The organism is Enterobacter cloacae complex sp. I1M (assembly GCF_014982425.1).
Classification (GTDB): Bacteria; Pseudomonadota; Gammaproteobacteria; order Enterobacterales; family Enterobacteriaceae; genus Enterobacter; species Enterobacter intestinihominis.
On sequence record NZ_JADCLG010000019.1, the window covers coordinates 1 to 21,101 of the forward strand.

General features: G+C 55.2%; 18 protein-coding genes and 5 tRNA genes. 8 read left to right on the forward strand and 15 right to left on the reverse strand.

Features of this window, described 5'->3' with window-relative positions:
- The 5 genes from INF86_RS11270 to INF86_RS11290 all read right to left on the reverse strand — a co-directional run.
- Window positions 1-164, reverse strand: a 164-nt coding sequence (locus INF86_RS11270; protein WP_001445782.1) for a GTP-binding protein, incomplete at its 3' end; no start/stop codon positions are given.
- A gap of 118 nt (window positions 165-282) precedes the next feature.
- Window positions 283-358, reverse strand: a tRNA-Thr gene (locus INF86_RS11275).
- A 6-nt stretch (window positions 359-364) separates the two neighbouring features.
- A tRNA-Gly gene (locus INF86_RS11280) sits at window positions 365-439 on the reverse strand.
- A 116-nt stretch (window positions 440-555) separates the two neighbouring features.
- Window positions 556-640, reverse strand: a tRNA-Tyr gene (locus INF86_RS11285).
- Window positions 641-648: 8 nt separating this feature from the next.
- Window positions 649-724 (reverse strand) — tRNA-Thr (locus INF86_RS11290).
- A 317-nt stretch (window positions 725-1,041) separates the two neighbouring features.
- Here INF86_RS11290 and coaA point away from each other — a divergent pair.
- Window positions 1,042-1,992: a type I pantothenate kinase gene (gene coaA / locus INF86_RS11295; protein ID WP_032622068.1), complete on the forward strand. Its 951-nt coding sequence runs from the start codon at window positions 1,042-1,044 to the stop codon at window positions 1,990-1,992.
- Between the two features lie 43 nt (window positions 1,993-2,035).
- On the opposite strand, the gene dppF is transcribed toward coaA, so the two are convergent.
- From dppF to INF86_RS11340, 9 genes are all read right to left on the reverse strand, one after another.
- Window positions 2,036-3,034, reverse strand: coding sequence for a dipeptide ABC transporter ATP-binding subunit DppF (gene dppF, locus INF86_RS11300; protein ID WP_022646698.1), 999 nt, complete (start codon window positions 3,032-3,034; stop codon window positions 2,036-2,038).
- The gene (gene dppD, locus INF86_RS11305) at window positions 3,031-4,014 is read right to left on the reverse strand and encodes a dipeptide ABC transporter ATP-binding protein (RefSeq protein ID WP_193543548.1); all 984 of its coding nucleotides are present in this window, start codon (window positions 4,012-4,014) and stop codon (window positions 3,031-3,033) included. The genes dppF and dppD overlap by 4 nt, the downstream gene beginning before the upstream one ends.
- 10 nt (window positions 4,015-4,024) lie before the next feature.
- The gene (dppC, locus tag INF86_RS11310; protein WP_022646697.1) at window positions 4,025-4,927 is read right to left on the reverse strand and encodes a dipeptide ABC transporter permease DppC; all 903 of its coding nucleotides are present in this window, start codon (window positions 4,925-4,927) and stop codon (window positions 4,025-4,027) included.
- Window positions 4,928-4,936: 9 nt separating this feature from the next.
- Complete coding sequence (dppB, locus tag INF86_RS11315; RefSeq protein WP_022646696.1) at window positions 4,937-5,956, reverse strand: dipeptide ABC transporter permease DppB; 1,020 nt, start codon at window positions 5,954-5,956, stop codon at window positions 4,937-4,939.
- A 161-nt stretch (window positions 5,957-6,117) separates the two neighbouring features.
- Window positions 6,118-7,725 (reverse strand): dipeptide ABC transporter periplasmic-binding protein DppA, encoded by a 1,608-nt coding sequence (gene dppA, locus INF86_RS11320; protein ID WP_022646695.1) that lies wholly within the window; start codon window positions 7,723-7,725, stop codon window positions 6,118-6,120.
- Window positions 7,726-8,346: 621 nt separating this feature from the next.
- Window positions 8,347-8,423, reverse strand: a tRNA-Pro gene (locus INF86_RS11325).
- Between the two features lie 91 nt (window positions 8,424-8,514).
- Window positions 8,515-10,209: a kdo(2)-lipid A phosphoethanolamine 7''-transferase gene (gene eptB, locus INF86_RS11330; protein WP_022646694.1), complete on the reverse strand. Its 1,695-nt coding sequence runs from the start codon at window positions 10,207-10,209 to the stop codon at window positions 8,515-8,517.
- A 239-nt stretch (window positions 10,210-10,448) separates the two neighbouring features.
- Window positions 10,449-11,651, reverse strand: coding sequence for an MFS transporter (locus INF86_RS11335; RefSeq protein WP_023299065.1), 1,203 nt, complete (start codon window positions 11,649-11,651; stop codon window positions 10,449-10,451).
- A gap of 236 nt (window positions 11,652-11,887) precedes the next feature.
- Window positions 11,888-12,430, reverse strand: coding sequence for a lipase (locus INF86_RS11340; protein ID WP_023299064.1), 543 nt, complete (start codon window positions 12,428-12,430; stop codon window positions 11,888-11,890).
- 160 nt (window positions 12,431-12,590) lie between these two features.
- On the opposite strand from INF86_RS11340, the gene tag reads away from it, so the two are divergent.
- Window positions 12,591-13,172, forward strand: coding sequence for a DNA-3-methyladenine glycosylase I (gene tag, locus INF86_RS11345; RefSeq protein WP_193543549.1), 582 nt, complete (start codon window positions 12,591-12,593; stop codon window positions 13,170-13,172).
- Window positions 13,150-13,590 carry an N-acetyltransferase gene (locus tag INF86_RS11350; RefSeq protein WP_022646690.1) on the forward strand — a complete coding sequence of 147 codons (441 nt, stop codon included), beginning with the start codon at window positions 13,150-13,152 and terminating at the stop codon, window positions 13,588-13,590. Before tag ends, INF86_RS11350 begins: the two co-directional genes overlap by 23 nt.
- Here INF86_RS11350 and INF86_RS11355 read toward each other — a convergent pair.
- On the reverse strand, window positions 13,559-15,928 hold the full coding sequence (locus INF86_RS11355; protein ID WP_193543550.1) for a molybdopterin guanine dinucleotide-containing S/N-oxide reductase: 2,370 nt from the start codon (window positions 15,926-15,928) through the stop codon (window positions 13,559-13,561). The genes INF86_RS11350 and INF86_RS11355 overlap by 32 nt on opposite strands.
- Before the next feature lie 122 nt (window positions 15,929-16,050).
- Here INF86_RS11355 and INF86_RS11360 point away from each other — a divergent pair, with 122 nt between their 5' ends.
- The 5 genes from INF86_RS11360 to INF86_RS11380 all read left to right on the forward strand — a co-directional run bounded on the left by INF86_RS11360 (window position 16,051) and on the right by INF86_RS11380 (window position 21,080).
- Window positions 16,051-16,713, forward strand: coding sequence for an OmpA family lipoprotein (locus tag INF86_RS11360; RefSeq protein ID WP_022646688.1), 663 nt, complete (start codon window positions 16,051-16,053; stop codon window positions 16,711-16,713).
- A gap of 158 nt (window positions 16,714-16,871) precedes the next feature.
- Window positions 16,872-17,888, forward strand: a complete 1,017-nt coding sequence (locus tag INF86_RS11365) for a LacI family DNA-binding transcriptional regulator (protein ID WP_032626516.1) — start codon at window positions 16,872-16,874, stop codon at window positions 17,886-17,888.
- A 102-nt stretch (window positions 17,889-17,990) separates the two neighbouring features.
- Window positions 17,991-18,740 (forward strand): sugar phosphate isomerase/epimerase, encoded by a 750-nt coding sequence (locus tag INF86_RS11370; RefSeq protein ID WP_023305240.1) that lies wholly within the window; start codon window positions 17,991-17,993, stop codon window positions 18,738-18,740.
- A 3-nt stretch (window positions 18,741-18,743) separates the two neighbouring features.
- Window positions 18,744-19,682 carry a sugar kinase gene (locus INF86_RS11375; protein ID WP_063850214.1) on the forward strand — a complete coding sequence of 313 codons (939 nt, stop codon included), beginning with the start codon at window positions 18,744-18,746 and terminating at the stop codon, window positions 19,680-19,682.
- A 117-nt stretch (window positions 19,683-19,799) separates the two neighbouring features.
- On the forward strand, window positions 19,800-21,080 hold the full coding sequence (locus INF86_RS11380; protein ID WP_001089079.1) for an MFS transporter: 1,281 nt from the start codon (window positions 19,800-19,802) through the stop codon (window positions 21,078-21,080).
- The last annotated feature ends 21 nt before the right edge of the window (window positions 21,081-21,101 follow it).

Here is a 21,101-nt window from a genome sequence, read left to right on the forward strand (position 1 = left end):
TCTGGTGCGTTATCGATCTGATCGAAAGCACGAGCAGCACCGCCGTAGGTTTTAGCCAGTACGGTAGTGATTGCAGCGGTCAGCGTTGTTTTACCATGGTCAACGTGGCCGATAGTACCGACGTTAACGTGCGGTTTTGTACGTTCAAACTTTTCTTTAGACATCGATTGTCCCTCTAAGACACGGATAAATCGGTGATATCACCACATCAACCAGGCGAAAATGCCTGAACTGTTGAATACATTTACATTGAAACAGAGAGAAAGGGAGGGAGAAGTGAAGTGGTGCTGATACCCAGAGTCGAACTGGGGACCTCACCCTTACCAAGGGTGCGCTCTACCAACTGAGCCATATCAGCACGTATTGGAGCGGGCAGCGGGAATCGAACCCGCATCATCAGCTTGGAAGGCTGAGGTAATAGCCATTATACGATGCCCGCATCCTGAAACTCGGCTACCCAGTTCTTTCTGTAACAAAAAAAGAGATTTCTCTCTTTTCTGTTCGAGCTGGTCAATTTTTCCAACCAGCTCCGGCGGCGTTGACGCTGCCAGAAAGTGGTGGTGGGGGAAGGATTCGAACCTTCGAAGTCTGTGACGGCAGATTTACAGTCTGCTCCCTTTGGCCGCTCGGGAACCCCACCGGACTTGATGGTGCCGACTACCGGAATCGAACTGGTGACCTACTGATTACAAGTCAGTTGCTCTACCTACTGAGCTAAGTCGGCATCAAGTAGCGCGCATTCTATGGAGACCTGCGCAGTCATGCAACTAAAAAATTGCATAAAACGTTCTTTCGCTCACATTTTATTCGAAACCAGGGCTAACCGCTGTAAATTCATCCGCTCGCGATTAAAAATCCAACATGAACGCCTGATTTCGGCACGCTATAGCCCCGGGTGATGCCTGCCCGGTTAAGCATCGCTTTCCCATATTTTTTCTTATTATTCCTCTCATCTGGTGTTAACCTCCTGCCCATTGTCCAAAATTAACTATGTGATGAGCCCGCACCCGCCGTTTCGTGATGGTTCACAGAAGCATGCTTATGAGCAAAAAAGAGCAAACGTTAATGACGCCCTATCTTCAGTTTAACCGTAGCCAGTGGGCAGCCCTGCGTGACTCCGTCCCTATGACACTGACGGAAGGTGAAATCGCACGGCTAAAAGGGATAAACGAAGATCTCTCCCTGGAAGAGGTGGCAGAAATCTATCTCCCCCTCTCTCGCTTGCTTAACTTTTATATCAGCTCCAACTTGCGTCGTCAGGCCGTACTGGAACAGTTCCTCGGCACGAACGGTCAACGTATTCCTTATATCATCAGTATTGCGGGCAGCGTGGCAGTGGGTAAAAGTACCACCGCGCGCGTGCTTCAGGCGCTGCTGAGCCGCTGGCCGGAACACCGCAGCGTGGAGCTGATCACCACCGACGGCTTCCTGCATCCCAATGAGGTGTTGAAAGAACGCGGCCTGATGAAGAAGAAGGGCTTCCCGCTCTCTTATGATATGCACCGCCTGGTAAAGTTTGTCTCTGATTTAAAATCGGGCGTGCCGAACGTTACCGCACCGGTCTACTCGCATCTGATCTACGACCGCATCCCGGATGGTGACAAAACGGTGGTGCAGCCCGACATCCTGATTCTGGAGGGCTTAAACGTACTGCAAAGCGGGATGGATTACCCTCACGATCCGCATCACGTGTTTGTCTCTGACTTCGTCGATTTCTCAATTTATGTGGATGCGCCTGAAGATCTGTTGCAACGCTGGTATATCAACCGCTTCCTGAAGTTCCGTGAAGGGGCGTTCACCGACCCGGATTCTTACTTCCACAACTACGCTCAGCTCTCTGAAGAAGAGGCTATCAACGTGGCGACCGGGCTATGGAATGAGATCAACTACGTCAACCTCAAAGAGAACATCCTGCCGACGCGCGAACGTGCAAGCCTGATCCTCACCAAGAGTGAGAAACACGCCGTTGACCAGATTCGTTTACGGAAGTAGATCTCAGACGTAAAAAAAACCGGCTAATCGCCGGTTTTTTCCTTTATGCATGCGGCTTTTCGCCGTTTTCATCCTGATCGACCGCGAAGCAGGCCACCAGCTGTCCGCCATAATCTTTCAGTTGTGGCTGCAACTGCGTACACGGACCGAAGCGGCGACGGCAGCGGGCGTTGAACGCACATCCCGGCGGCGGGTTAAGCGGGCTTGGTAACTCGCCGGTCAACTTAATGCGCTCACGACGGTCATCCGGGTTCAGTCGCGGCGTCGCAGACAGTAGTGCCTGAGTATATGGATGACGCGGGTTATTAAAGATCTGATCTTTCGTCCCCTTCTCTACGCAGCGTCCCAGATACATCACCATCACCTCATCGGCAATGTGCTCAACCACAGACAGGTCATGGGAGATGAAAACGTACGACAGCCCAAGATCCTGCTGTAAATCCATCATCAGGTTCAGCACCTGCGCACGCACGGATACGTCGAGCGCCGAAACCGGTTCATCGGCAATCACCACGTCCGGGTCGAGCATCAGACCACGGGCGATGGCGATACGCTGACGTTGACCGCCAGAGAACATATGCGGATAGCGATCGTAATGCTCGGTTTTCAGGCCCACCTTCGCCATCATCGCCAGCGCTTTTTCACGACGCTGCTCTTTGCTCAGGTTGCTGTTGATCAGCAGCGGCTCTTCCAGAATCTGCCCCACTTTTTTTCGCGGGTTCAGCGAACCATACGGATTCTGGAACACAATCTGGATTTTCTGACGTCGCAGTTTCTGCGCCTGCGGATCGTGCTTGAGCAGATCCTGGCCCTGATAGTAAAGCTCGCCGCCAGTCGGAACTTCAATCATCGTTAACAGACGGCCCAGCGTGGACTTCCCACAGCCAGATTCCCCTACCACCGCCAGCGTTTTTCCGCGTTCGAGAGTAAAGGAGACACCATCCAGCGCTTTTACCAGGCGCTCAGGAGCAAAGAGGCCCTTCTTCACCGGGTAATGTTTTTTCAGGTCGATGGCCTGCAACAGCATTTGTTGCGTACTCATAGTGTTGGCCTCCCGGCATCATCGAGTGGGTAGTGGCATTTCGACTGACGTCCGTCAGCTAACAGGTTCAGCTCCGGCTCGTCGACGCGGCATTTATCCGTCGCATACGGGCAGCGCGGGTTAAGCAGACAGCCCTGAGGACGGTCATATTTACCCGGTACCACCCCCGGCAGCGAGGCCAGACGCGCTTTATCCTGCGCGAACTCCGGCAGCGCGCGCAGCAGCGCCTGCGTATAGGGATGACGCGGGGCCCGGAAGATATCGTGTGAACTCCCGGTCTCCACCACCTGGCCTGCATACATCACAATGATTTTGTGTGCCGCTTCAGCCACCAGCGCCAGATCGTGCGTAATCAGCACCAGCGCCATATTCTCTTTCTGCTGCAACTCCAGCAGTAGCTCAATAATTTGCGCCTGAATGGTCACGTCCAGCGCGGTTGTCGGTTCATCGGCAATCAGCAGTTTTGGACGACAGGCAATGGCCATCGCGATCATTACACGCTGACTCATCCCACCGGACAACTGGTGCGGATAAACGTCCAGACGCGATGCCGGATCGGGTATACCCACCTGCGTCAGCAGGTCAATAGCGCGCTGGCGACGGGTTTGCTTGTTACCGCCCTGGTGCACCTTAATGGCTTCCATAATCTGGAAACCCACGGTGTAACACGGGTTCAGACTGGTCATCGGGTCCTGGAAGATCATCGCCACTTCCGCTCCCACCAGTTGGCGGCGCTGTTTTTCGGAAATGCGCTGCAGATCCTGACCATTGAACTCCAGGCTATCCGCCATTACGCGGCCGGGATAGTCAATCAGCCCCATGATTGCCAGTGAACTCACTGACTTACCGGAACCGGACTCCCCAACGATACCAACCACTTCGCCCTGATTTACGCTATAGCTGATGCGGTCCACAGCACGAAACGGTGTGCCTTCATCGCCGAAGTGCACCGATAATTTATCTACATTTAATAACGCCATCTCGTGCCTCTTACTGCTTCAGTTTGGGATCAAGTGCATCACGCAGACCATCACCCATCAGGTTAAATGCCAGCACCGTCAGCAGAATCGCCAGACCCGGGAAGGTGACGACCCACCAGGCGCTTTGCGCGAACTGCAACACGTCGGAGAGCATGGTGCCCCATTCCGGTGTTGGCGGCTGCGCACCCATGCCAAGGAAGCCAAGAGCGGCCATATCGAGAATGGCGTTAGAAAAACCGAGCGACGCCTGAACAATCAGCGGTGCAAGGCAGTTAGGAAGAATATTGACGAACATCTGGCGCATCGCCCCCGCACCCGCCACTCGAGATGCTGTCACATAATCGCGGTTCACCTCGACCAGCACGGCCGCACGGGTTAATCGGACATAGTGAGGAAGCGCAACGAACGTTAGCGCGAGCGCGGCATTGCCTATCGAAGGACCAAAGACCGCGACCAGCACCAGGGCCAGCAGAAGGCTTGGCAATGCCAGCATGATATCGACGATACGCATGATGACGTTATCAACGATGCCGCCGAAGTAGCCCGCCACCAGACCAAGCACAACGCCCATGATCAGCGACAACACCACCACGAGACAGCCAACCAGCAGAGAGAGGCGCGCGCCGTACATCAGACGAGACAGCACATCGCGGCCAACGTCATCAGTACCGAGCAGGTGCGTCAGGCTACCACCTTCCTGCCAGGCCGGTGGCGCGAGCAGCGCATCACGGAACTGGTCCGCGGGGTTATACGGCGCAAGGAAGTTCGCAAACACCGCAATCAGGATCATAATGGAAACATACACCAGCCCGACGACCGCGCCTTTGTTGCGCTTGAAGTAGTGCCAGAATTCCTGCATCGGCGTCATTGGCACCGGTGCGGTAACCGCTTTATTTTGAGTAACTTGTGACATGATGGCCCCTTACTTCTTATGACGAATACGCGGGTTCACCACGCCGTACAGCAAATCGACCAGCAGGTTGACGAGGATAATCATCGTCGCGACCAGCAATACACCGCCCTGCACAACCGGATAGTCACGGCGTTGCAGCGCATCAATTAGCCAGCGTCCAAGGCCTGGCCAGGAGAAGATGGTTTCGGTCAGGATCGCCCCGGCCAGCAGCGTACCGACCTGCAAACCGATAACGGTCACCACCGGCAGCATGGCGTTACGCAGGGCATGAATAATGATGACGCGCATACGGGTCAGACCTTTAGCGCGGGCAGTACGAATATAATCTTCGCCCAGCACTTCCAGCATGGAGGAACGAGTCATACGCACGATCACCGCAAGTGGGATGGTGCCCAGCACCATTGCAGGCAGGATCATGTGCGCAACCGCATCAATGAAGTTGCCCTCTTCGCCCCAGATCGCCGTATCAATCAGCATAAAGCCGGTTAACGGGTTGGTGTCGTCAAGGAAAACCATATCGCTGACACGTCCGGAGACCGGCGTCAGGTTCCACTGCACCGAGACCAGCATGATCAGCATCATGCCCCACCAGAAGATAGGCATGGAGTAGCCGGTCAGTGCCAGGCCAACGGCGGTGTGGTCGAAAATAGAGCCACGCTTAACGGCAGCCAGCACGCCGACGGGAATCCCCACCGCGGTCGCGAAGATCATGGCGCAGATGCCGAGTTCCAGCGTCGCCTGGAAACGCGGCACGAACTCGTCCCACACCGGAAGACGGCTTTTCAGTGAAATCCCTAAATCGCCGTGTAATACGCCCCAGATGTAGTGGAGGTACTGCTGCCACATCGGCTTATCAAGGCCGAGTTCAGCCAGCAGTTGCGCATGACGTTCAGGGGAGATACCACGCTCGCCCGCCATAATCATCACCGGATCACCCGGGATCATATGGACGAAGGCAAAAGTGAGAAGGGTGATACCGATAAACGTCGGGATAACCAGTCCCAGACGTCGGAGGATGAACTGCAACATAACCCGGATTCTCTCTGATGACGCACGCTCAGTAGCGTGACGTCTGTATTGCTCACAAATGTAAATTCCCTCTCCCTTCGGGAGAGGGTTAGGGTGAGGGGATGCATGCACGCCCCTCACCCCTGCCCTCTCCCACAGGGAGAGGGAGAACACCCTACTTATTATTCAACAGACACGTTTTCGAAGTGGTGTTTGCCCAGTGGATCGACCACGTAGCCCTTCACTTCTTTACGCACTGGCTCGTACACGGTGGAGTGAGCAACAATCAACGCCGGAGCCTGATCGTGCATGACAACCTGAGCTTGCTTGTACAGTTCGATACGTTTGTTGTGATCATCGGTCGCACGCGCCGGCTGGATCAGGTCTTCAAACGGCTTGTAGCACCAGCGAGAGTAGTTGGAACCGTCTTTCGCTGCCGCACAGCTGAACAGGGTCGCGAAGAAGTTGTCCGGATCCCCGTTGTCGCCGGTCCAGCCCATCATGACCGCCTGGTGTTCGCCCGCTTTGGCGCGTTTCAGGTACTCGCCCCACTCGTAGGTCACAATTTTGGCCTGTACGCCAATCTTCGCCCAGTCAGCCTGAACCATTTCCGCCATACGACGTGCGTTCGGGTTGTAAGGACGCTGTACCGGCATCGCCCACAGCTCAACGGTGAAACCTTTATCCTGGCCCGCTTCTTTCAGCAGCGCTTTCGCTTTCTCAGGATCGTAGGTGTAGTCCTTAATGTCGTCGTTATAGCCCCACATGGTTGGTGGGATCAGGTTCTTGGCCGCAACGCCAGCGCCCTGGTAAACGGCTTTGATGATCGCTTCTTTGTTCACCGCGTAGGTCAGCGCCTGACGCACTTTCACGTCATCGAACGGTTTCTTCTCGGTGTTGAAGGAGAGATACCCCACGTTCAGGCCCGCCTGCTCCATCAGGTTGATATTTTTGTCCTGCTTCATGCGCGCGATGTCAGCCGGGTTTGGATACGGCATCACCTGACATTCGTTTTTCTGCAATTTTGCGTAACGCACGGATGCGTCAGGCGTGATGGAGAAGACCAGACGGTCGATCTGCGGCTTGGTGCCCCAGTAGCCCGGGAAGGCTTTATACAGAATACGGGAATCTTTCTGGTACTGAAGCAGCTGGAACGGGCCGGTACCGATTGGGTTCAGGTCCACTTTTTCCGGCGTGCCGGCTTTCAGCATGTTGTCCGCGTACTCTTTCGAGAGAATAGAGGCGAAGTCCATCGCCAGGTCAGCGAGGAATGGCGCTTCCGGACGCGTCAGCACGAACTGAACGGTTTTATCATCCACTTTTTTCACTTCAGCAATCAGGTCTGGCAGACCCATCCCTTCGAAGTATTCATAGCTGCCGCCAGACACTTTATGGTACGGGTTCTGGGCATTTTTTTGACGGTCGAAGGAGAACACTACGTCGTCGGCGTTAAAGTCGCGCGTAGGTTTGAATTCTTTGCTGTCCTGCCACTTCACGCCCTGACGCAGGTGGAAGGTATAGGTTTTACCGTCTTCGCTGATATCCCACTTTTCAGCCAGGCCAGGAATCACTTCCGTGGTACCGGTTTTAAATTCAACCAGACGGTTATAGATCGGTACAGAGCTTGCGTCGTAAGTCGTACCAGAGGTAAAGAGCTGTGGGTTAAAGCCTTCCGGAGAGCCTTCAGAACAGTAAACCAGGGTTTTTGCCTGTACGCTTGCTGCGACGGTCATGGCCACCAGGCTCAGACCAAGCTTCAGCATCCCTGACTTCTTCAAGGAAATACTCATTATTGTGCTCCAATGTGATGTTTTGCTTTGTTGTGTTACGCCGCCTGACCTTTATTTATTTTTTACCCGGTCCGGTCGGTGATGCCCGAGGGCGTTAAAAGGGATAGAGAATCCTTTCAGAAGAGCGTTTGAGTTGCAGCGCAGATCCTCCCTGAAATGCCCCTCGTGCCCTACAATCTGTCAACAGAATGTGAAAACGTCAATACAGGTGGCGGGGATTTACGTGGAGTGTGAGAAACCGCAAACAAAGATTAAAAAAACTCTGAATGCCAGTTTTCAGCAGAGAAATTTATGCTACTCGCCATGTTGCAGCACAAACCCCTCCCTATTTCGCAACACCCAGTGATTAAGTTTTATTCAGAATGGGTAAATTTTCTTACAGAATGGTGATTATCTGAGCACTAAATACCGCGAACGTTAAAACGCACAGCGAAAAATGCTGAGGTTATCCATAAGCAACGCGAAAAAAGATCAAACTATATATAAAAAAATACAATGGATTATGTCACAAAACCGCAAGCAGGCAGGGGGAAGCAGGGCTAAGGGGTATTTTGAGGACTCGTGTGGGGTAACGCGTTAATGCAAAAAGGGCTAACCTTGCGGTTAGCCCTTTTTAGAATGTGGTCGGCGAGAGAGGATTCGAACCTCCGACCCACTGGTCCCAAACCAGTTGCGCTACCAAGCTGCGCTACTCGCCGAATGCGGAGCGCATCTTACTGCTGAGGTGCGCCCTCGTCAATCCCTTATTTTCAAAAAGCCATTCAACTGGCGATATTCTCGCCAGACCAGCTACTGCGCGGCTTTTGTGGTGTTATCAGGGAGTTTACACCAGTTGTTGTTTTCGTTAATCCCACCGTTCGGTGAGGTATAGCCGAGACAGCCCATAATAGTGTCGTACAGCTCAACGTGACGGCGCGGTACCTTAATCTCTGCCTGCTGTTTCAGGTGGGCAAACATTTTGGCTTTGTCCGGGTTTTCCAGATACTTGTCCGACATCCACATGATCATCGGCACGCGGAACTGCTCTGGTGGCGCCAGCTTACGCGGCGTACCGTGTAAATGCTCTTTCTCGTTGATGGACTCGCCGTGGTCGGCCGCGTAGATCACAATCGCTTTCTTATCGCGAAGCTGGTCAATCACCCGGCTGAGGAAGGTATCCACATACAGAATCGAGTTATCATAGGCATTGATCAACTCCTGCTTGCTACAGTTCTTGTTAATGCCGACGCACTCAGGCGTCCATTTGGCGAAATCGCGCGTGTAACGCTGATAGTAGCTGTAGTGTGACCCTTTGGTATGCAGAACAATAAGGTGCTTACCCTGCGGATGGTTTTTCAGCGACTGTTCCATTTCAGAGAGCAGCAGCATGTCATCAACGTTCTTTCCGCGGTTACGCGGCTCGGCGCCAATCTGCTCGCGGTAGGCGATGTTATCCGCCATGGTGTTGGTGTAGAACCACATCTCACTTTGCATGGCGAACAGATCGGAGCTAAATCCAAGCTGCTTCAGAACAGCAAATACGTTTTGCTCTTTGAGAGTGCGCTGAGGGTTATCACTCGCACCGCCCTCGCGAACAAACATACAGCGCAACGAGAGCTTCGTGGCGGTATCGCAGGAGTAGCCGCGGTATGCCACCAGATTCTTTTCCTGCGCCAGTTTCGGGGTGGTATCGCGGTCATAACCGAGAATACCCATATGATCCCAGCGCGTCGTTTCGCCGATAACGAAGACCACGTAAGTATCATCCAGCCCGTCAGCCGGAGCCTGGTAGGTGAACTTTTTGGTCGGGTTAATCAGCGATTTCACATCGCTGGATTCGTCCGCCTGAGCCCATGCATAAAGACCTAACGCCGACAGCCAGTTAGACGGCAGGTACGAGTTAGCCACCACGCCGCCGTAGCTTGGCATATCCACGCCTGTCGCTTTTTCGATCCGTTTTTGCTGCTTTTCCATCAGGCGAATAGGCGCCCATACCAGCAGACCCGCCAGAAGAACGACGGCGACGTTGCGGATGCGCTGTCCCCGGGTACGCAACTGGCGTAACAGGGTGTAGCGACAGGTGTTACTCCAGATAAAGAAGAGCGGGATCAGGCAGGTCAGAATTGTCCACAGGATGAACCCTTGACCCACCACCTCTTTCGAGAGGTCGATGTCCGTGGTCATCACCGAGGCCACAATACCGTAGCCAATGACCACGTTCATGAATGTCATGTAATAGCTTGCGGCGGCGGAGATAATCACCACCAGCGAGGCCAGAATTTGCCATGTACGACGACCAAAGAGAGAGAGCAGGCGTAACAGGAAGAAGGTCGCCAGAATTGAGCCAAACACTTCAATCGCGGCAAAAATTCCATTTCTTACAGTGAGGTGTTCGAAATAACCTTCCACTCGTCTGAACAGCACCGCGCCATTCAGAAACAAACCGATATAGACAGCCAGCATCAGACACAATCTTTGCTGGGTAAGAGACCTAATATATTTCATGCAAACAACCCTGGGGGAAGGGGTATAAAAACCCGCCGAATCTCAGTGAGAAAGCTGACAGAGTAAGTAGATGCGAGAGAAACCGTTATCAGAAACGTCTACAAGCGCGATAAGTAGACCACAGCAGGGAAGAAAAGTGGCAGCAGAGAATGTGAATCGATGAAGATTTTTACAAAATAGCAAGTCCGGAAGCGATTTAGAAATAAATAAAAGAGGCCCTGCGGCCTCTTTTCATCGCATCATACATGCGCTTCTTTATACAGTTCGCGCTGCGGCTGACGGATCGTGGTGGACAGCGCCAGCGAAATAATCAGCAAAGCGAATATCACGCAGAAGGTCACGTAGAAGCCGCCAAACAGCGAGGCAATCAGTGAACCGCAAATACTGCCGATACCGAAGCCGAGATAAATGACGCCGTAGTTTTTCGCCAGGTTGTTCAGGCCGAAGAACTCGCTCACCAGTGACGGGAAGACGGTAATAGTGCCGCCAAAGTTAAAGGCTACGCAGGCAATTGCTGCAAAGAATGTCGCCTCGTTCAGCGGAGCGAACAGCAGTGCTGCCATACCCACCAGGGAGATGACCTGCCCCAGCGTAATCACACGGATACGGGCGATTTTGTCAGACAGGATACCCAGTACCAGACGACCCGAGAGGTTAGCGATGGAGATGACCGTTACCGCGTTCGCCGCCGTCGCCGCGTCCAGTTTTACCATCCCCTGCGCGATATCTTTCGCCACACCGATGACATACAGACCGCTCATGCAGGCCGTCAGGAACATCACCGCCAGCATCCAGTACTGCGGCTTACGCATGGACTGAGCGAGGGTGAAATCGTTCTCCACCACGCCGTTAACGGTTTTCACTTCCTGCTGTGGCGCATCTTTCATCAGCGTGGCGCCGAAGAGGATCATTACCAGCACAATCACGCCCCAGATCATAAAGGTTTTCTCAAGCCCCACCGAGGCCAGCAGATGGGAGTCAATGAATTTGAACCCCAGGCTGCCCAGGCCATATGAACCAATGGCAAACGCGGAGATAAGCCCTTTACGCTCCGGGAACCACTTCACGCAGTTAGACAGCGTCAGCAGATAACCTGCGCCGTCCGCCAGACCCACCAGCACCCCGGCGCTTAACCACAGCATCATCAGGTTGTTTGAATGTGCCGTCAGGAAGAAGCCCACGCCCAGCAGGATCCCGGAGGCCATGGTTACGCGCTTCACGCCGAAGCGCTCCTGAAGTTTGCCCGCCACGGAAGAGGAAATCGCTAATCCAAGGCTCAGCAAGCCGAAGGAGAATGCCACCTGGCTTATCGGTGCGCCGAGCTTATCGGACAGGGCGCTGTTAAACAGGCTCCAGGTATAGACCGAGCCCAGTGCGAACTGGGTAACGATGGTGCCGAAAAGCGTCAGCCAACGCGTGCGGTTATAAGTTGATGTGTTCATGGCAGTGTCCTGCAAGAGAAATTAAGGAAGTTCGCTGAGGACACGATAAACAAAACCCCAAAACGCCAGGGGTAAAACGGCATGAAATGCAGGAGATACGGAATGAAATGCCTGGAAGCGGGAATGAATGACCTTGCCGGAAAAGAAAACGCTTAAAGGTGAGTGACCACTATCACCACAGCCCGCGCCGTTATTGTATTAAATATGTTACCGCAGCGTTTAAAAAAGTAACAATCCTAAAATTTGGCGCTTAAGCCCAGGGTGTACAAATATTCTTCCTCCGACTGCTGGTTGTAGCTGATCTTCGCCCAGGGATGTAAATCACCATACTGCGTATCAACGCGCCACCCCAACGAGTTCACGCTGGCATGCCAGAGGGGATCGGTAAGCGGCTGCGTGGTAGTTACCTCACCAAATGCATTCACCGTTGCAGGGGGAGCGCCATCAGTGCGCCACGCCATGACGGGGCCGGTGGTAAAATGTCCCGCCACGGGAAAATTCCAGCCAACGCTCAGAACGGTTTCCGCATCTGAACCGGATGGGTCGTTCAGGGCAAAGCCCGCAGCATTCTGCGAATGGTTGATACGCTCCGCGAGAATATCTTCATAACGAGGTTGGTGATCGGCGTCCCATGTATAGCGTTCCGTCGTATTACTTTGTGCATCTGAAACGATATATTCCTGTTGCCACGCAAAAGCGGTGTTACATATAAGCAGGCAGGCTGAGACACCCACCAGGCCAGAAGCAGCATGGCGACCACTGATTTTTTTTAACATCATCAAAGCGACTCCAGAAAGAGCCGAGTTCGGCGATATATGTCATTGTTCGAAGAGGTATTAGGGCGTATAGCCCTGTATTAACTATTGTCTCTTTAGCAAACACGTCAAGCCGGGCAGATTGAAATTTTTGCGTTTACCGTATCAGGAAGGGAGATGACCTATGCAACGTTGCGGCTGGGTAAGCCAGGATCAGCTTTATATCGATTATCACGACAAGGAATGGGGCGTGCCGGAAACCGACGGTAAAAAACTGTTTGAAATGATTTGCCTTGAAGGCCAGCAGGCCGGGCTGTCGTGGATCACCGTTCTGAAAAAGCGTGAGAACTATCGCAAGGCCTTCCACCATTTCGATCCGGTTGCGGTGGCCGCCATGACCGACGAAGACGTGGAAAGGCTGGTTCTGGATACCGGTATCATCCGCCATCGCGGTAAAATTCAGGCCATTATTGGTAACGCGCGTGCTTATCTGGCGATGGAGCAAAACGGCGAACCCTTCTCAGCTTTTGTCTGGTCGTTTGTGGATAACGAGCCGAAGGTGACGAAGGCCGCCACGCTTGCAGAGATCCCAACGTCTACCCCCGCCTCAGATGCCCTGTCAAAAGCGCTGAAAAAACGCGGCTTTAAGTTTGTGGGCACCACCATCTGCTACTCCTTTATGCAGGCCTGCGGGCTCGTCAATGACCACATTAAGGGCTGCTTCTGCCACCCGGAGGGCCACCATGATCCGCAAATGGCAAAGTGAGGATACCGCTCCGCTTTTGAGTCTGTGGCTGGAGAGCACCACCGAGGCGCATCCGTTTATCGACGCAAGTTACTGGCAAGCGAATGAAGCGGTAGTGCGGGATGATTACCTTCCCGCCGCCGAGACCTGGGTCTGGGAGGAAAACGGTACCCTGTGCGGTTTTATCAGCGTCATGCAGTTCCAGTTCGTGGGGGCGTTGTTTGTCGCCCCGGCGTTCATCGGAAGGGGGATCGGGCGTGCGCTGCTGAACTATGTTCAGCAGCACTACCCGTATTTAACCCTGGAGGTGTATCAGAAAAACGTGCGGGCGGTGAATTTCTATCATGCTCAAGGTTTTCGCATCGAAGACAGCGCCTGGCAGGATGATACCCAACACCCGACGTGGATCATGAGCTGGCAGGCGGATCAAATGCCGTAAGGGGAAGCGCCGGCCCCTCATATTTCTCCACCCATGCCAGCGCCGTATTCCCCGCACAGCCGTTCCCCAGCTTCGAGCTGGGGAGATCTTTGGTCAGCACGTTTACGGCGCCGTTCTTACAAATACCGCCTTCGTCCAGCGCCAGATCCGGCCATGCTCCCTGATGAATGCAGAACACGCCTGGGCGGATCCCGTCACTCACCACGGCGCCAGCCAGCACCTGCCCGCGTGCGTTCCAGACGCGAACGAGATCGCCGTCGTTAATCCCCCGCGCCTTTGCATCGTCGCTATTCAGCGCGATCGGCTCACGACCCGCCACCGCATACTGCTCGCGCAGAGCCGAATAGTTGAGCTGGCTGTGCAGACGATGGGCAGGATGGGCAGACAGCAGCTGAAGCTGCCCCGGCTGCGCATTGCCATGCCATTCGTCCGGCTCCAGCCACGCCGGGTGCGGCGGGCAGTCCGCGTAGCCAAAGCTGGCGATGCGCTCGCTGTGGATCACAATCTTCCCGCTTTCGGTTTTTAACGGGTGATTCTCCGGATCGCGACGGAAGTCAGCAAAGCGCACAAACCGCGCGTTCTGCTCGCTTTCCGGCATTTCGAAGAGTTGATTCGCCTCCCAGAACTCAGCAAATGGCGGCAGCGTCACGCCCTGCGCAGCCCCGCGCTGGCAGGCAATCTGGTAAAACGTTTCCAGCCATTGCAGATCCGTTTTGCCCTCGGTGAAACGCTCCCGTCCGCCCGCTTCCCATAATTCACTCAGGTCAGCAAAGACGTCATAATCATCCCGCGCTTCATCCCGGGGAGCCACGACGCGCTTCATCGGTACCATATGCTGGTTGCTGTAATCCCCCGTCATGGTGAGATCGTTACGCTCGAACGAGGTCGTGGCGGGCAAAACGATATCGGCATGTTTCGCTGACGCGGTCCAGAAGCACTCCGAGATCACCACCAGCTCCGGTTTCTGCCAGGCGCGGATCAGGCGGTTGGTATCCTGGTGATGGGTGAAGTTGGCCCCACCCGCCCACCAGACAAACTTAATATCCGGGAAATGGCGATCCTGACCGTTGTGCTGATAAAACCCGCCGGGGTTCTCCAGAGCTTCAACAATGCGTGCCACCGGAATTTTATCCACAGCGTCCACGCCACCCTGCACCGAGCCCTGCATGGACGCCAGCACCGCCGCTTTACGCGTCGGGTTGCCGCCGTTGGCAAAGTGATAGGAAAGGCCAAAACCGCCGCCGGGTGTGCCAATCTGCCCAAGCATCGCGGCGAGCGTCACCAGCATCCAGTGCTTCTGCTCGCCAAACTGCTGGCGCTGCATCCCCCATCCGGACATGAGCATCGTGACATTGCTATGGAATAACGCTGCCAGTTCGCGGATTTTAGCGGCATCAACGCCGCAAATCGCCGCAGCCCACTCTGCGGTTTTGGCGATACCGTCGGTTTTGCCCGTCAGATAGTCGGCAAATTTATCGAACCCCGTTGTGCAGCGCGTCAGAAATTCCGTGTCGTGCCAGCCGTTCTCCACCAGGGTGTGGGCGATACCCAGCATCATCGCCACGTCGGTGCCCATATGCGGCGCGATCCACTCGGCGCTGTCGCCGAAGAAATCAAGCGTTTCAGAACGCATCGGATCGATACAGATGATGCGCTTGCCGCTTTTGCGCAGCGCATCGAAGTAGGAAACGCCCTGCTCGTCGGACGCATTCCAGGCAATTTTAAGGGTATTGAGCGGGTTGGCGCTCCACAGCACCACCACCTCTGTATGCTCCAGCACCAGCGGCCAGCTGTTCTGCTGCTGATAAACCTCATTCCCGCCCACGACATACGGCATGATCGCCTGCGCCGCGCCGGTCGAGTAATCACCCAGATGGCCGGTATATCCTCCGGCCAGGCTCATATAGCGTTGCAGCAGGGTTGCGGCCTTATGCAGCACGCCGTTTGAGCGCCAGCCATAGGAGCCGGCAAAAATGGACGACGGGCCATAGCTGTCGCGGATGCGTTTATGCTGCGTATGGATCAGCGCCAGGGCATCGTCCCAGCTCACGCGCACGAACTCATCCTGCCCGCGAATACCTTGCGGTTTATCCGGTGACGCCAGAAAGCCTTTACGCACCATCGGCCAGCGTACGCGGGTTTTGCTATGTACCTGATCGCGAACGACGGTCTGTAAAGAGTTGAGATGGCGCGAAGGCAAAGCCCCGCGAGACGACAGCACGGTGTCGCCATCGGTTTCGACCAGCATCGGCCCCCAGTGGGCGGCGGTCAGAATGGTTTTTGTTGAGGTGCTCAAAGCGTGCGCTCCTGGTTGCGTGCAGGTATGACGGCCTTTCATTGAGGCAGTTTATCGTTTGTGACAAATTTCAGAGTTATACACTGAATTTTCTCCGTATTCGGACGTCATAATCCACTGCCACGTCCGTCGTGGCAAAGAATAAAAAGGATTAAGGAAATAAGATGAAAAAACGCGTACTCGTTATTGCCGCTCTGGTGAGCGGTGCTCTGGCTGTTTCAGGCTGCACAACCAACCCTTACACCGGCGAACGCGAAGCGGGTAAATCCGGCATTGGCGCGGGTATTGGTTCCCTGGTGGGCGCTGGCGTTGGCGCACTCTCCTCCTCCAAGAAAGATCGCGGTAAAGGTGCGCTGATTGGCGCAGCGGCAGGCGCAGCCCTGGGCGGCGGCGTGGGTTATTACATGGATGTGCAGGAAGCAAAACTCCGTGACAAAATGAAAGGTACAGGCGTGAGCGTGACGCGCAGCGGTGACAACATCATCCTGAACATGCCAAACAACGTGACCTTTGACAGCAGCAGCGCGACGCTGAAACCCGCAGGCGCGAACACCCTGACCGGCGTGGCCGCGGTGCTGAAAGAGTACAACAAAACTGCCGTGAACGTGATTGGCTACACCGACAGTACCGGCAGCCAGGATCTGAACATGCGTCTGTCGCAGCAGCGTGCCGATTCCGTGGCCAGCTCGCTGATCACCCAGGGCGTAGAAGCGAACCGCATCCGCACCAGCGGCATGGGTCCGGCTAACCCGATCGCCAGCAACAGCACGGCGGAAGGCAAAGCGCAGAACCGCCGCGTTGAGATTACGTTGAGCCCTGTGCAGTAGGTAAAAGCAAAACGGCAACCCCGTTGCCGTTTTTAGTGTTTGCGCCCTCTCCCGTGGGAGAGGGTTGGGGTGAGGGCATCAGACCGCCACCCGGCAAATTGCTTGATTCGTCAGATTTTCCCGCTAAGGTATTCTCACTAATTTCAGGGAAATCAGCGATGAGCAAACCAACCCGGGCCACCATCAGCGACGTGGCGAAAGCCGCCAAAACCGGTAAAACCAGCATTTCACGCTACCTCAACGGCGAGAAACACCTGCTTTCCGATGCACTGCTGGCGCGAATTGAACAGGCCATTGCCGATCTCGACTACCGTCCCAGCCTGATGGCGCGCGGCCTCAAGCGGGGTCGTACCCGTCTGATTGGCCTCATCATCGCCGATATCACCAACCCTTACTCCGTTAACGTTCTCAGCGGCATTGAGGCGGCGTGCCGTGAGAAAGGCTTTACCCCGCTGGTCTGTAACACCAATAACGAAGTTGATCAGGAGTTGCACTACCTCGATCTGCTGCGCAGCTATCAGGTGGAAGGGATCGTGGTCAATGCCGTCGGGATGCGCGAAGAGGGACTGAATCGCCTGCAACAATCGTCGCTGCCGATGGTGCTTATTGACCGCAAAATCCCGGAATTTGCCTGCGATGTGGTCGGGCTGGATAACACCCAGGCGGCCACCACTGCCACCGAACATCTGATTGAACAGGGTTTCGAAGCCATTTTGTTCCTGAGCGAACCGCTGGGTATGGTTAACACCCGCCGCGACCGCCTGGCTGCATTTCGTGCCACGCTGGCGCGTTATCCCGGTGTGATCGCCGAAAATGCTGAAATCCCCCTCCATGAAGCCGGTCAGCTGGATAATACCCTGCGCCAGTTCCATACCCGCCATCGGGGTATGCGCAAAGCGGTGATCTCCGCGAACGGGGCGCTGACGCTTCAGGTTGCCCGCTCGCTTAAACGCATTGGCCTGCACTGGGGCAGTGACATCGGCTTACTCGGCTTTGATGAACTGGAGTGGGCTGAACTTGCTGGCGTAGGCATTACCACCCTCAAACAACCCACCTGGCAGATCGGCTATGCCGCGGTTGAACAAGTGGTTCGCCGCATTGAAGGCACCCGCGACGCCGTACGCGAGCAGGTTTTTTCTGGCGAGCTGATCGTTCGCGGCTCTACTGCCCGTTAATTTCCCCTTCGTGACAGCGATCATAAATTCAGCATCCCGATCTTTTCTTTGGAACCGGTTCCATCTAGCGTAATACTATCGATTACGCCCTGGAGTCAGGAAATGAGCAGGAAAATTATGGTGGTCACCGCCGCGTATGGCGCGGATCAGGTGCGACAAGCAGGCGGTCAACGGGCGATGCTTCCCGTTATTGCCGGCGCAGGGGCTGATGGCGTTGAAATCCGCCGCGAGCTCTTCAGCAGCGACGAGTTAATGGCCCTGCCTGCGCTCGGCGAGTCCATTGAACTGCTGGGTTTACTAGCGTGCTACTCCGCCCCGGCCCCCCTGTTTATGCCCGATGGAACCCTCAACCCGGATCTTCCGCGCTACCTTAGCGAAGCCAGCACCCTGAATGCCCTGTGGCTTAAAGTCTCGCTGGGCCATTTCAGCGACAAACAACCGCTTGAAGCCCTGCGCGTACTGCTGGATGAAAGCGGCATGACGCTGGTGGTGGAAAACGACCAGACCGACTGCGGTCAGCTCGCTCCGATGCAGCGCTTCAAAGCCGCCTGCCGGGTAATGGCGCTGCCGGTCACGCTGACGTTCGATATGGGCAACTGGCTGTGGGTTGGCGACTCCCCGGAAGAGGCTGCACGTCAGTTGGCTCCCGCCGTGAGCTACATTCATGTGAAGGCCGCGGTCCCGCATAAGGCGCAATTCCGCGCCGTCGCGCCGGATCAGACCGATTCTCGCTGGCGGGATCTGCTTAATCAACTCCCTGCCGATGCGCCACGCGGTATCGAATTTCCGCTGGAAGGGACGGATCTCACCGCCGTCACCCGCCATTACGTCAACCTGCTGCGCGAGGAGTAACCCATGCACAAGACGCTGGATGTCATCACCATCGGCGAGGCCATGGCGATGTTTGTCGCCACCGAAACAGGCGAGCTGAGCGCAGTGGAGCACTTTATCAAACGCGTTGCAGGTGCTGAGCTGAATGTTGCTACCGGCCTTGCGCGGCTGGGGCTGAATGTTGGCTGGGTAAGCCGCGTGGGAAATGACAGCTTTGGCCATTTCGTACTCGACTCGCTGAAAAAAGAGGGCATTGATGCCGCAGGCGTGACTCTCGACGGACGCTTCCCGACGGGCTTTCAGCTGAAATCTAAAGTTGAAAATGGAACCGATCCCATCGTGGAGTATTTCCGTAAAGGCTCAGCGGCAAGCCATCTCTCCGTGGATGATTATCACGCCGCGTATTTCTCCTCTGCGCGCCACCTGCACCTGAGCGGCGTGGCGGCGGCGCTCTCGGCCAGTTCGTACGATTTACTCGATCATGCCGCTTCGGCAATGAAAGCGCAGGGCAAAACGATCTCCTTTGATCCAAACCTGCGTCCGGTGCTGTGGAAAAGCGAAGCGGAGATGGTTGAGAAACTCAACCGACTGGCGTTTCAGGCGGACTGGGTACTGCCGGGGGTAAAAGAGGGAATGATCCTCACTGGCGAGAGCACGCCGGAAGGCATTGCTGATTTTTACCTCAACAAAGGAGTAAAAGCCGTGGTGCTGAAAACCGGTGCTGACGGTGCATGGTTCAAAACTGCCGACGGCGAGCAAGGCGCCGTCGCTGCGGTAAAAGTCGATAACGTGGTCGATACCGTGGGTGCGGGCGATGGGTTTGCCGTCGGGGTCATCAGCGCCCTGCTGGAGGGCAAACCGCTGTCGCAGGCCGTGGCGCGAGGCAACAAAATTGGTTCGCTGGCGATTCAGGTGCAGGGCGACAGCGAAGGATTACCAACACGAGCAGAGCTCGGAGTCTGAATTCCCTCTCCCTGTGGGAGAGGGCCAGGGTGAGGGCAGCAATCCGCACCAGATAATTAAGCCACCGTGTACCCTACAGACAACGGCGGCAACAACCTCAACAACAGAGGCAAGCCTATGAACAGTTCGACCAATGCAGTAAAACGCTGGTGGTACATCATGCCAATCGTGTTTATCACGTACAGCCTGGCGTACCTGGATCGTGCCAACTTCAGTTTTGCATCCGCCGCCGGGATCAACGAAGACCTCGGGATCACCAAAGGGGTCTCCTCCCTGCTGGGCGCCCTCTTCTTCCTGGGTTATTTCTTCTTCCAGATCCCCGGCGCGATTTACGCTGAACGCCGCAGCGTGCGAAAGCTCATTTTCATCTGCCTGATCTTATGGGGTGCCTGTGCATCGCTGACTGGCGTGGTGAATAACATTCCTGCTCTGGCGGCTATTCGCTTTATTCTCGGCGTGGTTGAGGCGGCCGTCATGCCAGCAATGCTGATTTACATCAGCAACTGGTTCACAAAATCTGAGCGTTCACGTGCCAATACGTTCCTGATACTCGGTAACCCGGTCACCGTGCTGTGGATGTCGGTGGTTTCCGGCTATCTGATCCAGTCCTTCGGCTGGCGCGAGATGTTCATCATCGAAGGGGTTCCCGCGATTATCTGGGCCTTCTGCTGGTGGGTGCTGGTGAAAGATAAGCCAGCCCAGGCAAAATGGCTTTCTGAAGACGAAAAAGCCGCACTCCAGGCGCAGCTGGATAAAGAGCAGCAGGGGCTGAAAGCGGTGCGTAACTACGGCGAAGCCTTCCGCTCCCGGAACGTTATTCTGCTATGCGCCCAGTATTTTACCTGGAGTATTGGCGTGTACGGCTTTGTTCTGTGGCTGCCGTCGATTATCCGCAGCGGCGGTGAAAACCTTGGCATGGTGGAAGTGGGCTGGCTGTCATCAGTGCCTTACCTGGCTGCAACCATCGCGATGATTATCGTCTCCTGGGCATCGGACAAGCTGCAAAACCGTAAGCTGTTCGTCTGGCCACTCCTGCTGATCGCTGCTTTTGCCTTCATTGGTTCCTGGGCCGTAGGCGCGAACCACTTCTGGGCCTCGTATACGCTGCTGGTGATTGCGGGTGCGGCCATGTATGCCCCGTATGGTCCGTTCTTTGCCATCATCCCGGAAATGCTGCCGCGTAACGTCGCAGGGGGCGCGATGGCGCTGATCAACAGTATGGGTGCGCTGGGTTCGTTCTTTGGCTCGTGGTTTGTGGGCTATCTGAACGGCGCCACCGGCAGCCCTTCAGCTTCTTACATCTTTATGGGGGTGGCGCTTTTTGCCTCGGTATGGCTTACTCTGATCGTTAAGCCTGCTAATAATCAACAGCTACCCGTCGGCGCACGCCACGCCTGAATCCTTTTAAATCAACGGAGA

Excerpts from the sequence above, each read along its gene's own strand:
- INF86_RS11380 (WP_001089079.1), top strand. The coding sequence starts at position 19,800 with ATGAACAGTTCGACCAATGCAGTAAAACGCTGGTGGTACATCATGCCA.
- INF86_RS11365 (WP_032626516.1), top strand. The coding sequence starts at position 16,872 with ATGAGCAAACCAACCCGGGCCACCATCAGCGACGTGGCGAAAGCCGCC.
- dppD (WP_193543548.1), bottom strand. The coding sequence starts at position 4,014 with ATGGCGTTATTAAATGTAGATAAATTATCGGTGCACTTCGGCGATGAA.
- dppA (WP_022646695.1), bottom strand. The coding sequence starts at position 7,725 with ATGAGTATTTCCTTGAAGAAGTCAGGGATGCTGAAGCTTGGTCTGAGC.
- coaA (WP_032622068.1), top strand. The coding sequence starts at position 1,042 with ATGAGCAAAAAAGAGCAAACGTTAATGACGCCCTATCTTCAGTTTAAC.
- INF86_RS11375 (WP_063850214.1), top strand. The coding sequence starts at position 18,744 with ATGCACAAGACGCTGGATGTCATCACCATCGGCGAGGCCATGGCGATG.
- INF86_RS11370 (WP_023305240.1), top strand. The coding sequence starts at position 17,991 with ATGAGCAGGAAAATTATGGTGGTCACCGCCGCGTATGGCGCGGATCAG.
- dppC (WP_022646697.1), bottom strand. The coding sequence starts at position 4,927 with ATGTCACAAGTTACTCAAAATAAAGCGGTTACCGCACCGGTGCCAATG.
- tag (WP_193543549.1), top strand. The coding sequence starts at position 12,591 with ATGCAACGTTGCGGCTGGGTAAGCCAGGATCAGCTTTATATCGATTAT.
- INF86_RS11355 (WP_193543550.1), bottom strand. The coding sequence starts at position 15,928 with ATGAAAGGCCGTCATACCTGCACGCAACCAGGAGCGCACGCTTTGAGC.
- INF86_RS11335 (WP_023299065.1), bottom strand. The coding sequence starts at position 11,651 with ATGAACACATCAACTTATAACCGCACGCGTTGGCTGACGCTTTTCGGC.
- INF86_RS11340 (WP_023299064.1), bottom strand. The coding sequence starts at position 12,430 with ATGATGTTAAAAAAAATCAGTGGTCGCCATGCTGCTTCTGGCCTGGTG.
- INF86_RS11350 (WP_022646690.1), top strand. The coding sequence starts at position 13,150 with ATGATCCGCAAATGGCAAAGTGAGGATACCGCTCCGCTTTTGAGTCTG.
- dppB (WP_022646696.1), bottom strand. The coding sequence starts at position 5,956 with ATGTTGCAGTTCATCCTCCGACGTCTGGGACTGGTTATCCCGACGTTT.
- INF86_RS11360 (WP_022646688.1), top strand. The coding sequence starts at position 16,051 with ATGAAAAAACGCGTACTCGTTATTGCCGCTCTGGTGAGCGGTGCTCTG.
- dppF (WP_022646698.1), bottom strand. The coding sequence starts at position 3,034 with ATGAGTACGCAACAAATGCTGTTGCAGGCCATCGACCTGAAAAAACAT.
- eptB (WP_022646694.1), bottom strand. The coding sequence starts at position 10,209 with ATGAAATATATTAGGTCTCTTACCCAGCAAAGATTGTGTCTGATGCTG.